11 protein-coding genes are annotated in these 12,935 nt (G+C 42.6%); 4 read left to right on the forward strand and 7 right to left on the reverse strand.

Going from position 1 to position 12,935, the window contains the following annotated elements; all coding sequences use genetic code 11:
* Positions 1–94 precede the first annotated feature (94 nt).
* Together ACR5KR_RS18485 and ACR5KR_RS18490 are read right to left on the reverse strand one after the other, a co-directional pair.
* Entirely contained in the window at positions 95–247 is a 153-nt protein-coding gene (locus tag ACR5KR_RS18485; RefSeq protein WP_448267507.1) for a DUF5615 family PIN-like protein, read from the reverse strand.
* Entirely contained in the window at positions 244–474 is a 231-nt protein-coding gene (locus tag ACR5KR_RS18490; RefSeq protein ID WP_292741094.1) for a DUF433 domain-containing protein, read from the reverse strand. Before ACR5KR_RS18490 ends, ACR5KR_RS18485 begins: the two co-directional genes overlap by 4 nt.
* Before the next feature lie 139 nt (positions 475–613).
* Here ACR5KR_RS18490 and ACR5KR_RS18495 point away from each other — a divergent pair, with 139 nt between their 5' ends.
* Positions 614–892, forward strand: a complete 279-nt coding sequence (locus ACR5KR_RS18495; RefSeq protein WP_448267508.1) for a DUF2442 domain-containing protein — start codon at positions 614–616, stop codon at positions 890–892.
* A 101-nt stretch (positions 893–993) separates the two neighbouring features.
* Here the strand turns inward: ACR5KR_RS18495 and ACR5KR_RS18500 are convergent, their stop codons facing one another.
* The 5 genes from ACR5KR_RS18500 to ACR5KR_RS18520 all read right to left on the reverse strand — a co-directional run bounded on the left by ACR5KR_RS18500 (position 994) and on the right by ACR5KR_RS18520 (position 9,343).
* The gene (locus ACR5KR_RS18500; protein WP_445631067.1) at positions 994–1,743 is read right to left on the reverse strand and encodes an alpha/beta fold hydrolase; all 750 of its coding nucleotides are present in this window, start codon (positions 1,741–1,743) and stop codon (positions 994–996) included.
* A gap of 72 nt (positions 1,744–1,815) precedes the next feature.
* Positions 1,816–2,328, reverse strand: a complete 513-nt coding sequence (gene fldA, locus ACR5KR_RS18505; protein WP_445631066.1) for a flavodoxin FldA — start codon at positions 2,326–2,328, stop codon at positions 1,816–1,818.
* Between the two features lie 742 nt (positions 2,329–3,070).
* Entirely contained in the window at positions 3,071–5,599 is a 2,529-nt protein-coding gene (locus ACR5KR_RS18510) for a sugar phosphate nucleotidyltransferase (protein WP_445631065.1), read from the reverse strand.
* Positions 5,600–6,016: 417 nt separating this feature from the next.
* Complete coding sequence (locus ACR5KR_RS18515; protein WP_448267511.1) at positions 6,017–8,002, reverse strand: glycosyltransferase family 39 protein; 1,986 nt, start codon at positions 8,000–8,002, stop codon at positions 6,017–6,019.
* Between the two features lie 102 nt (positions 8,003–8,104).
* Positions 8,105–9,343 (reverse strand): glycosyltransferase, encoded by a 1,239-nt coding sequence (locus ACR5KR_RS18520; protein WP_445631063.1) that lies wholly within the window; start codon positions 9,341–9,343, stop codon positions 8,105–8,107.
* Positions 9,344–10,272: 929 nt separating this feature from the next.
* Between ACR5KR_RS18520 and ACR5KR_RS18525 the strand changes: the two genes are divergently transcribed.
* The 3 genes from ACR5KR_RS18525 (at position 10,273) to ACR5KR_RS18535 (ending at position 12,699) form a co-directional block, all read left to right on the forward strand.
* A complete protein-coding gene (locus ACR5KR_RS18525; protein ID WP_448267513.1) occupies positions 10,273–11,196 on the forward strand; it encodes an energy-coupling factor ABC transporter permease in 924 nt (307 codons plus the stop codon).
* Complete coding sequence (locus ACR5KR_RS18530) at positions 11,189–11,842, forward strand: energy-coupling factor transporter transmembrane component T family protein (RefSeq protein WP_448267515.1); 654 nt, start codon at positions 11,189–11,191, stop codon at positions 11,840–11,842. The genes ACR5KR_RS18525 and ACR5KR_RS18530 overlap by 8 nt, the downstream gene beginning before the upstream one ends.
* Positions 11,843–11,934: 92 nt before the next feature.
* Positions 11,935–12,699 carry an energy-coupling factor ABC transporter ATP-binding protein gene (locus ACR5KR_RS18535; RefSeq protein WP_448267517.1) on the forward strand — a complete coding sequence of 255 codons (765 nt, stop codon included), beginning with the start codon at positions 11,935–11,937 and terminating at the stop codon, positions 12,697–12,699.
* Positions 12,700–12,935: the final 236 nt, after the last annotated feature.

The raw sequence follows: 12,935 nt of genomic DNA on the forward strand, positions 1-12,935 counted from the left end.
GATTCAGACCTCATAAGAGGACTTTAGTCCTCACTACGAAATAATCCCAATATTTTTTACGTTACTTAATCTAGTTTGATTTATTCTCACCGACTTACTTATATCCATTAGTTCTTGCCCACTCCATAATTATTGAATCTTTCTCGCGGGGATCGCCAACCGTAGACCAGTGGACAGCAGAGATATTGTACCTCTCAAAAACCGCAACCCAGTCAGGAGAAAGGTTCATATCAATCAAAATTTTCATGCACTTCTGAGAGGAACTTCAATCTCTTCAGCCCGCCATGCAGCGTAGGCAAGTGCTTCATATATGTCAGCTTCTTCAAGATAAGGATATGCCTTGAGGATGTCGCTATTACTATGTCCAGATGCCATTAAGCCAACGACAGTACCAACGGTGACACGCATTCCGCGAATACAGGGTTTGCCACCCATAACTTCAGGATTGCGAGTAATTCTGGTGAGATTTTGCATAGCTGTTGCAAAGTGGGAGTGGGGTTACGAGATTGAGAAGCCAACAATGGCTGTGTCAATCTTTTTTATTATCAAACTTTTACCACCTTACAGGCTAACTGATTTCCTCAATAGCGTCTTACCATTGGAGTAGTAAAATATGTTAAAAGACATTATTGCAGTAGAGCCAAGGGAAAATTATCAACTATATATCCGTTTTGAAAACGAAGTGGAAGGAATAATTGATGTTAGTAAACTGATTAAATTTACAGGTGTTTTTGCACCTTTGCAAGATAAAAAATACTTTGCTCAGGTTGAATTAAACCACGAAGTAGGCACAATTCAATGGCCATCGGGAGCCGACCTCGATCCAGATGTTCTCTATGCAGTGATTAGCGATCGCCCTATTCCTAACTATGAGTTAAGTCGTAGTGTGTGACAGGAAAAAAGATTTAATTAGCGATGCCTACGGCGGCAAGCTACGCACCCAGTACACCCCAAATTTCACAAGTGCGTAGCCGTAAGGCTTGTCACCAGACATCAATTTGTAGAAGTGCTAAAAGATAGTGCAGATGCTTCCAGTAGATGCGGATGGTGGCATTGCCAAAAACCCAAAATCTCTTCGCCAACCTGTTGAGGATAAAAATAGTGAAAAAAATGATACCCTTGAGGACATTCCCAGAGTTTATCTTCTGGCTTGAACCAATTTAACCAATCATGCAATGCAGGAGGGTTGACTACCGGATCGCTTTTGCTACCACATACCATCATTGGCATAGAAACTCCACCCTTGGGTAAATAAACCAACTTAAATAAAGAGTGTGACGTGGGAGATTGTTCTAAATCTTTATCTAAAGCAGCTACTAACTTTTTAGTGGTATGAGGTGGTTGATTGCCAAACAGACTGCGAACGCTACTTGCTAAAACTAACTCACGGCTGATGCTAAAAAGTTGTCGTTGAAAGTAATAGTGAGCTTGCCAATTATTTGCAGGTTGAGCTGCTACAGCTAGCAGAGTGAGCGATCGCACTTTTTGCGGAAATCGCCGCGCAAAGGTTAAGGCGATCGCACCACCCATAGCATGACCTGCTAAATGCACGGGGCCGCGCCATTCTAAAAATTCATACAGTAAATCTACAGCTTGATCTATGGAACTAGCTTCATCTTTAGTTTGCTGATATTCCCACTGGGCGACATTTATATACCTAGATAAATGTTCAAGTAATGGTTTATCAAAACGCTGCAAAGCAGGACTGGCACTTAACCATAAAACATCAAATGAATCAGACATAAATACCTATAACTTCTAAATTAAATTATCAGTTTCAACAAAGGCGTACAGTTAGCTGTACGCCCTAAATCTCTACAAACCAAATTCTTTCTTTAACTGAGCAACCCAAGTTTTAATTCGCTCATCTGTTAAATCAGATTGACTACCTTCATCAAGTGCCAATCCGACAAACTTACCATTTCTCAAAGCTTTAGAATTCTCAAAGTCATATCCATCAGTTGGCCAGTAACCAACAGTTTTACCGCCTCGTTGGGAAATTTTTTCTTCTAGAATTCCTATTGCATCTTGGAAGTTATCGGCATAGCCATATTGGTCTCCATCACCAAAATAGGCAACTAGCTTTCCACTAAAATCTATTTCATCTAGATCGGAGAAAAAGCCTTCCCAATCGCTCTGAAGTTGACCAATATCCCAAGTAGGAGAACCAATAATCAGCAAGTCATATTCATCAAAAGTGCTACTATCCGCCTCGTAAATGGGATGTAATGTCACAACATCATCACCAAACTCATCCCGAATTTTTTCAGCATCAGATTCAGTGTTGCCAGTTTGAGTCCCGTAAAACAAACCAATTTTTTTTGACATATTGACACCTGATAAATAAATAGTTGTGTGCCCTGCTGAAAAGTCGCCCTGAGAGGTTGGTTAATCTGCCCATCAAGGCATCGACTCCAGTGTTTGAACAGCCACGCAAGTCAAAAGCGTTATCTTTTCAGAAAGTTTGCAAATAGCTGAAATACATGACCAGCTTAATGAGTATTAGTCTCAATAACTCTGAAGATATCCTATCAGACTAATTGAGAGTTTTTTTCATTTAAATGAGTAAACTTTTGTTAAGTATTTCAGGAAACAAACCGAAAACTAGACGAGGCAGCAAGAATTCTCATACCTTAATTGGTCAAAAACCTCGCACTGACTCGAATAGGAGTATTGAGATCGACGCTTGAACAAAAGAGTTTAGACTAAAAGCGATACAAGACTCGATCTTGCAGGAGTTATGTGATATTGTCCTTTGGCTGCTTTAAATGCGGTAAATCAATCGAGTTACCGTAGTTTTATATTAAGAGTGAATAACGCACTCTGCAAGAAGATAGTTTAAATCAAACGGAAATTGCCCCTTATGCCAAAATACTGGTTTGAATGGCATTGTAGAGAGGCGATTTATCGCGTCTATTGAATTATTATAAATAGATGTCAAGTTTTAATACTTTGAGTAAACTACAAGGGCAAAGGCGAAAGCCTACTTTCCTCCCGATAGTTGGGCGGGTGGTCAAGATAATTCGTAGTTCGTAATTAAAGAATTCAATTACGAATTACGAATTACGAATTACACTTCGGCTGGTTGATATTCTTGTTGCCTTTCCACAAAAGTCTGAACACGGGTGCGGTAGTTTCTCACAGTCTCATCTACCCATTCGCGATCGTTGCTATTTGCATACAAATGCACCAGTGGTTCGCTGGCATCTGGTAAAACTAACAGCCAACTGTCATCGTAGGGTTGACAAATTTTTACTCCATCGATGAGTTCTAGGTTTTGCGCTGGGTGAGTTTCCACTAAGTAACGCATCAAAGCACCCTTGGCTGTCCACGGGCAACGGACTGTATAACTTTTGTGAATTACACGGGGCAATTCTGACCGCGCAGCAGCAAGCGATCGCTCCTGTATAGTCAACATCTCAATTATCTTGGCAATACAAAACATGGAATCAAATCCCGGATGCAGTTGCGGGAAAATAAAACCAGTCTCTCCACTACCTCCTATTACCACATTCGGGTTTTTCTGGCAAGCCTCCATTAAAGCTGTAGGGTTGGCTTTAGTGCGAATCACTCTACCATCATGGCGACGGGCGACTTGTTCAATAGCACTAGAAGCATGAACTGGTACAACTACTGTTCCTCTGGGGTTAGCAGTTAATATCATGTCTACCATCAGTGCTGTTAACATTTCCCCACGAATTGGGTAGCCGGATTCATCAACTAAAATTAGCTGTTCTCCATTAGCGGATACTTGCACCCCAAAGTTAGCTTTCAATGCCTCCACTACATGACCTAACTGAGTCAGCAATCCTTCGCGATCGGTGATTGACATTGCCGTTTTATTGACACTGGCATTCAATACCACTGCATCAGCGCCAAATTTATCCAACATTTGAGGTAAAACTGCCCCTGATACGGCATAAACATAGTCAATCACCACTTTTGCCCGACTGTTGCGGAGTGTATGAACATGCAATAATTTCTCAAAAGCAGTGCAGTAGCGCTCCATGACTTGGCTAGGATAAGATACATCGCCAATTTCATGAATTAGCGCCCGCCGCATATCTTCCTTAAAGTAAGCCCCTTCAATTTTCTTTTCCAGGGCTTTGGTGATATTAATGCCCTTGGCATCCATGAATTCAATCAGAATGTAGTCAGGGCGGTCTGGGTGTACCCGGACGTGGATACCACCAGCTACCGACATTGTGGGTATAACTGTACGGGCGATGGGGATAGCTGTAGCATCAAGGTTTTGAATGTCAACACCTACCGACATTAAACCAGCAATCAGCGATCGCGTCACCATCCGAGAAATATTACGCTGGTCGCGGGAAACCGTTACTTTAGAACCAGGTTTCAAAGTAGAACCGTAAGCAGCTCCCAGTTTCACGGCAAATTCTGGAGTAATGTCGATATTAGCTAATCCTTGGACACCACGTTGACCGAATAAATTTCGTTGGGCTGTGTTCCCCCAAATTAAGTTAATGTTTAAAACTGCTCCTGACTCAATCTTTTTACTGGGCCAAACGCGCACACCAGGGCTAATTTGAGCTTCTTCTCCCACCGTAGAAAGCGAACCCACAACAGCAGCTTCTAATACATGGGCGCGGCGGTCTACACGAGTGCCACGGGAAATTACACAGGCAGAAAGATGTGCTTCTTCGCCAATAAATGCCCCATTCCACACGATGGGACGTTTGAGATTAGCATCAGCGCCAATAGTGACATTATCCCCAATTACGGTTCCTGCCTCAATCTGTACTCTTGCCCCAATACGGCAATTGTCACCAATCACAGCCGGGGTTTCAATCACAGCCGTGCGATCGATGTAAGTATTTTGGCCTACCCATAATTCATGAGAAACTTCTTTATAGGCAAAATCCAACTGCACTTTCCGATCTAACGCGTCATACTGAGCCTCACGATAGGCATCTAAGTGACCGACATCACACCAGTAACCTTGAGCAATGTAACCATACATTGGCTCATCTTTTGTTAGTAGTAAGGGGAATAAGTCTTTAGAAAAGTCACATTCAACGTTTGCTGGCAGATATTCCAAAACTTCTGGTTCGAGAATGTAAGTACCAGTGTTGACGGTATCAGAAAAAATTTCACTACTAGAGGGTTTTTCTAAAAATCGCCGAATCCGTGTTTCCTCATCAGTAATCACCACTCCAAATTCAATCGGATTAGGAACCCTGGTTAAAATCAAAGTAGCTTTTGACTTCTTTTGTTTGTGAAATGCGATCGCTGCCGTCAGGTCAAAATCTGTTATGCTATCCCCGCTAATAACTAAAAAGGTTTCATCAAGAAGTTCGGCAATATTTTTTACACAGCCTGCTGTACCCAAAGGCTGATCTTCTTCGACAGCATAAGTCATCTGGACGCCAAAATCGCTGCCATCTTGAAAATAGTCTCGCAAGACATCAGGTAAATAATGCAATGTTGCAATAACTTCTGTAATTTGATGTCGTTTGAGGAGATTAATAATATGTTCGGCAATTGGTCGATTTAGAATCGGCACCATCGGTTTTGGCAGATCGCAAGTTAACGGGCGAAGCCGCGTTCCCGAACCGCCTGCCATCAGTACTGCACGCATAAATCCTCCTTAACTAGTTACAGCTTTCGCTATTTGAAAAACGTGTCAGATATATTTTGTTTTTCTTTCTCTAGTCTCCTATGGATATTCATATTTGAGGAACTTCCACAAGATGCATATAGATTGGGCATTGGGGATTGGGCGTTAGGAGTGCTGAGTTAGGAGTTAAGAGTACAGACGCGATTAATCGCGTCTGTACAAGAGTTAGGAGTTTTGTTTATCTCCTTGTCCCCCTGCCCCCTGCTCCCTCTTTCAAGGGCAGGCTTTTAGGCTTTCGATAAATAGTTAAGAATGTTCTCAATTATTGAACGTAGTTTTAAGTTCTCAGACAATGGTTTTGGTTTTAAAAGCCCAAAAATTTGTCTAATCAAAAAAACCTGCCCCAGAAAGCCCTGCTCCCTGCCCCCTGCCCCCTATTTATTGGCAATGATAAAGTTCATATTCGTAGCCGTCTACGGGTGGCAAAGATTGAGTATCAGATGTCACACATGTTTTGACGGTTTCTGCTACGGGTGCGTGAAAGTTTACTAGCCACAAGTCAAAAGGTCGTGGTAATTTTTTTAAAGTATTTTCCAGAGCAATGGTGGAAGCATTCGGATCTCGATCTTGATGAGCAAGGAGAAACAAAGGATTTTGGAGTGAATTTGCAAGTTTAATCTCCCTCGCAACTCCCATCATTTCCCCAGTGTGTACATAAGTTTTGTGGGTGGTGGCAATCAGTACTGGTGTTGGGGATGTTTGTTGAATTAGTTGCACAAACAGGTCAGGGCGATAATATTTTTGATAGCCGAGATTGCAAATTACTGTAACTGCGCTGAAAAATCCCATTAACCAAATTACCATTACGGCTTTTTTCCCGTTTATTCCCCATTTACCTATGCTTGTTATCTCATTTTTCCCTGGCTCTGTTTCCATCTGGGGAGGATGCCAACAAACTGCGAGACTTGCGCCTAGTAAAACCACGATCGCGGGAAAGTAAACAAAGTTATATCTAGCACCTCTGGTAAGGTCAATACCCAAAAAGTACGTAAAGATAAAGAAGATGGCGATCGCACTGATAACTACTCCAGCAAGTACCTGAATCATCATCCGGTTTTCTGGGTGCTGTAGTTGAATTTTTATCCCACGCAGCAAAATTGGTACTGCCCAAATAAAGAAAGTCAGCATCACTATTCCAGAAGGAATCACAACCAAAGCTTGTGAAGATTCAACTGGTAATAAGGAAATCATTGCAATCAATGTTCCTAAAGCTTGAAAAATTGGGCTTAACCACTCTAGTCCAACGCGCGAACCTCGAATCCACTCGGTCAAAGCACCACGATTTTCATTCTCTAACAAGGTTGGTATCCAAATTAAACCCGCTACACAAGTACCTATAGCAACGGCATAGATACGCCGCCAGGGAGGAGAGAAGAAAAGAGATTTGCTGCTAGTAGTCTGGCAAGTCAACAATGCTTGGTGAGGGCTGGGGAAAGGGGAAAGGGCACTGGGTTTGGGATTTAAACCCTTTCCCCCTTCCCCCTTCCCCTTTACCCCGTCAAGTTCACTTGCCGGACTGCTAGTTTGCAATTGAAGCCAAGCCAGAAAAATCAAAACTACGACTTCTGTGCAAAGGGTAAGGGTGAAAAAATAATGAGTAGCAATACCTAAAGCATTAATTCCGATCCAAAAAAGTGCTACCCATATAGGTAAAGGTGTGCGGTTTTGAATATGACGTGTGGCAATTACTAAGCAGGTGAGGGAACCAATTACCCATAAGATTGCCAAAGTGTAATGACGCGCTTCTTGTGCTAAAAATACGCCATAAGGTGATACTGCCATCATGGCAGCAGTCAAGTGTCCCACTAATGACGAACGAAACGCTACTCTACCTAATACGTAAACACACGGAATGGAGGCAGCGCCGAATATAGCTGGTAGCAATCGCGCCCCAAACAGCGATATTAATCCTCCATTGCTGGGAAATAATTTCATCCACAGGTAAGCCAGCACAAAATACAGTGGTGGATGACTATCTTGTGTCGCTAAGTTATGAATAACATCACCAATACTAGCCGCTGGGTTTGGTTGCAGTGGTTGTAATAGGATATCAGGTGCGATCGCTCGATCGAGGGGAACTGATAAAAAAGTATTCCCCAAGCTAAACACCAAGGTGGCAAACTCATCAGTCCAAGGAGGCTTTGCAGTCAAGTTGATTAGACGCAAGCTGATGCCGACAATCGACCAGATTAAGATCGGCAAGAGATGAACCCAGGGAGGAGGAAGGCGATGCCAATTATGCCAATGCTTGCGTTGTGAGCCAGAGTTTTTATCTGCCAGAGGCAGGAAATGTATAGCAGATGCAGATAGCAACGAGATAATTTGTTTGTAAAAATAAAATGCACCTTGGAAAATAACTCTCATTGCTAGGCCTCACAGTCATGGATTTGTAGATTTGACGTTTGAGATTTAAGTTCGTTCTAAAATCTAAAAACAAAAATCTAAAGCTCAAATCCCTCGTTGTGATTATTTCACGTCTGTGACGCGCCAGCTAAGTTTCAAATTAACCCAGAAATTCCAGATGGTAGCAACTGCGATCGCGATCAACTTAGCTAAATACTGATTTATTTCCAAGATATTATAGAGAAAGTTAATTATTAGAGCTTGTAATATAACTCCTGCCAAACAGACCGCACTGAACTTCAAGAATCGCTTGAAACGTTGATGCGAAGCACGTTGCCTCTGAGAAATATCACTAAAAGTCCATATATCATTCCATAGGAAATTATTGACGATTGCCACTCCGGCCGAAAGAATCGTACTGCGGGTTAAACCTAAATGAATTACAGTACGCAGCAAGTGAAACACCGTTAAATCCACAAACACACCACTAAAGCCAACAAACCCAAAACGGACAAATCGACCAACTGGAAAATTGACTTTTCTTTGCAATCGTCCTACTTTCCCCGTGGAAAGCCGCAATCTTACTAAGTGGTGGATGTAATCTATATATTGCTTCCATGTCACCTTACTCTCGCCCTCTTTGCGTTCGCAAAATACATACCCAACTTCGGCAACTTGGTCTACTTTTCCCCGGCCAATTACTTCTAGGAGAATTTTATATCCAACTGGATTGAGTGTTACACCTGCGATCGCACTCCGACGCACCATAAAATAACCACTCATCGGGTCAGAAACTCTGCCCAATACCCCCGGTAAGATTACCAAGCCTAACAACTGAGCGCCACGAGACAAGAAACGCCTAACAACACTCCAGCTACTAACACCGCCTCCTTCTACATGACGGCTAGCTACTGCCAAATCTGCTCCCTGCTCAATATTACCCAACAGTTGTATTAATACCTCTGGTGGATGCTGCAAATCTCCATCAATCACCCCCAACACACTGCCTGTCGCTGCTTGCCATCCACGAATCACTGCTGAAGATAGCCCCCGTTCCTGTTGGCGTCGCATCACTCGCAACTGGGGGTATTCTGTCGTCAAAGATTGCGCTATCTCCCAGGTTCGGTCTGGGCTATCATCATCTACCACTATTAGTTCATACTTTCCTGCAATAGATTCATCCAGTAATTTACTCAATATGCTGACTACATTCTTGATATTGTCACGCTCTTTATAAGTAGGAATTACTAGAGAAAGATGAATAGAATTATCATCTGTATCCACGGGGTTGGGGGGCAACTCTGAAATCTTTAGCGGGCCAGTTGATACTGTTAACAACGAGTTCGATGAGTTTGTTTTCATATTCCAAATTGCAAAACGAGGGTGTGTAAAGTCCGTGGAAAATAGAATCAAACATCTGGTGCCTTTATTGACTGAACCTAGTTACTCAAAAATTGAGGAATCCTTTTGTTACAGTTAGTTGCCCTGAAAGTTTAGTAATTTCCGCACTTCGATTCCCAATATTTTCCTAAATTAATCTAAATTTTACATCTTACCCCTTGTTTTTATGATACTATACGAAAAATTACGTATTTTCTAGCAAAACATCCTGTATTTTTAAGTAAACTAAGTCAGCAAATATACAGTTTATTCAGCATATCTTTATAATTTTTTAATGATACTACAAAGAATATTAATTTAATATGGAGTATCGGAAATTTTATTAATGTGCTTATACATTATTGTTTTTACAGCAAAGTTAAGAATAAAGTGCAAATGCTGATTACATAAGCTTGTTACACGCGTAAAAACTTATTTATTGATGCAACAAATATTGAATTAATTAAACACTACAAAACAAATAAAAATCAAAATAACATTTTGATAAATACTTGTAGCTATTTCTTAACTGTAGGAGCAGCTAGAAATTCCTATTTGATTTTTGAAAAAACGAACTACTCCATAAGAGTAAGAGGCAGTGAATGTTTCTTTATTACCTGTTTTAGGAGTAATTTGATGAACCAAATGAGACTAGATATGTACAGTCTCGTTTTGGAATATTTGTCAAGGTTTAGCAATATAAAAAATCCAGCCTAACAAAAACTAATATATTACTAAATAAGTATACTATTTAGTAAACAGTAGATTGTAAATATGTCAAAAGTAGCACTAGAAAATCCCCCGGTAGGGCATTGCAAAAAAGAGAAAAATTTTGTTTGTTATTAAATTAGATGGCGTAGTTTTATTGCTTGTTTTGAGTTAAATGAACCTCTAAAAATACAGGGTAGATCATGCATATTCCTGATGGATTTGTTTCTATTCCGGTGGCCGGGGCTACTGGTTTAGCGAGTGTGGCAGCGTTGTTTGTTGCCTTCGGGCGATCGCAAGAGGCTTTTGGTATTCGTCGTGCCCCGATATTGGGATTAACCACCGCCTTCATTTTTGCTGCCCAGATGATCAATTTTCCAGTAGCAGGAGGTACTAGTGGTCACTTGTTAGGGGGAACCTTAGCTGCGATCGTTTTGGGCAGTCCTTGGGCAGGAACGTTGTGTCTCGCCACAGTTTTAATTATTCAAGCCGTGTTATTTGCTGATGGTGGCATTACAGCCTTGGGAGCAAATATTTTTAACATGGCAGTAGTTGGAGTTTGGGTTGGCTGGGTTTTAACCGAAACCTTACAACGGCTGTTTGGAGGGTCTAAAGGGCGCTTACCCTTGGCTGCTGGGATCGCAGCTGGTGTGAGTGTAGTGGTAGCTGCGATCGCTTGTGCCATTGAATTAGCCCTCTCTGGAACTGCACCGGTAGCCATAGTTTTACCAGCCATGACTGGCGTGCATATTTTGATTGGCATTGGCGAAGGAATGATTACCGGGGGTGTGCTGACTTATCTGTCCAGAGCCAGACCAGATTTGTTACCAGGCGAACAGCAAGAGTTTCGCGGCTGGTCAGTACCTATTGTCACCATTTTCTTGATTGCGGGAGTGCTGTCACTGTTTGCTTCAGCATGGCCCGATGGTTTGGAGAAAGTTGCTGAAAATACTGGCTTCATTCACTTAGCCGAGAAAGTACGGATAATTGTGCCGACTCCCTTAGCTGACTATGGAATTGAGGGTTTGGGGCCAATTGGCACTAGTATCGCTGGACTGGTGGGAGCTGCGGTTTGCTTTGCTGTTGCCTTTGGAATTGCCAAGGTAGTGAAACCGAATAATGCTTAAACTTTCCTTACCGCTACGCTTACAACTGTCTCTAGCGATCGTGGTGGGAGCAGCTTTATTAAAGCATCATGCCTGGTATGGACTAAGTGTATATGGCGCGATCGCACTTTTATGGGCTTGCTTCTTGCGCGTACCAATTCGCCAATTGGGAGGATTACTCGGCACAGAATTGATTTTTTTGTCATTGCTAGCATTGCCCTTGGGATGGGAACGAGCCAGTTTTTTGCTAGTTCGTTCGCTGGTTTGTCTAGTGACGATGAATAGTTTTTTGTTAACCTTACCGCCCCACAGTTTCGGCATTGCCCTGAAAACATTACCAGTACCAGCACCTTTAAAGGAAAACTTGTTATTAGCTGGGCAATATATGGAAATTTTGCTCTCAGAAGTAACGCGGATGCGGCGCAGTGCCCAACTACGCGGTCTGAATGGAACTACGGGATGGTTGCGCTATGCCAGTGCTGCGATGATTGGAGCTTTGTATCTCCGCAGTTTAGATCGAGCAGAGCGAGTCTATGCGGCAATGGTAGCTCGTGGTTACAACGGACAATTACCCATAGATTCTAGCCTCAGACCAAAAGAACGTTTTGCCCTGTTACTAGCTTGGGCGATCGCTGCTAGTGTAACCCTAACTTCTTACAGAATTTAACCCACTCCCTACTAGAGACGCGACTAATCGTGTCTCTACCTAAAACGCGATTAATCGCTTCTCTACTCCCTTACATATAGAGTTTGTCAATTTTGAAATCCTTATCTTCTAATCCCCAATTATCAACCCATAACCCCCATGCAGCTGTAGTCGAGGTTGAGAACCTGGTGTATGCATATTCTCGCCAGGAGCCAGTATTACAGGAAATATCTTTTACCTTGAACAAAGGCGATCGCGTTGCATTGATGGGAGCAACAGGTTCAGGAAAAAGCACGTTGTTGGAGAACTTAATCGGCTTAAAACAACCGCAAACAGGAAAAATTACCATTAATGGCATTCCCGTAGAACCGCAAACTTTACCCCAAGTGCGTCGTCAAATTGGTTTTAGCTTCCAAGATGCCAACGACCAACTATTTATGCCGACTATCTTGGAAGATGTTACCTTTGGGCCGCGTAACTATGGGATATCATCAGCAGAGGCTAGCGATCGCGCTAGGCAGTTATTAGCTGATTTTGGTCTAGAAGCCTACGCTAATCGTTCCGCCCACGAACTTTCTGGTGGACAAAGACGCCTAGCCGCCCTAGCCTCAATTTTAGCCCTAGAACCAACAATTCTAATTTTGGATGAGCCAACTAACGGTCTCGATCCAGCATGGCGTCGTCATTTGGGGCAAGTATTATTAAAGTTACCCGTGCAAGCGATTTTAATTGCTTCCCACGATCTAAATTGGTTAAGCAGAGTTACTCAACGCGCTTTGGTACTATCTGGTGGTCGTATTCAAATAGACAGCGATATTCAACCACTGTTACAAGATGGTGCTACTTTAGACCAGTTGGGTTTGCCGATAGATTGGTGATTTGGGAATGGGGCGAGGGAGCAGGGGAGCAGGTGGTCACTGAGCGTAGCCGAAGTGGGAGCAGAGGGGCAGGGGAGCAAGGGAGCAGGGGGGCAGGGGAGACAAGACAAAACAAAGGGATTAACCCCACCTGTTGCGCTAGCTTCCCGTAAGGTACGAGAACCACTTATAACTTATAAGAAGTGGATGTACTCAAACCTATGTTCCGCTCTGATTCACGGCAGCAGTAAAAGGTC

The organism is Nostoc sp. DSM 114159 (genome assembly GCF_053470285.1).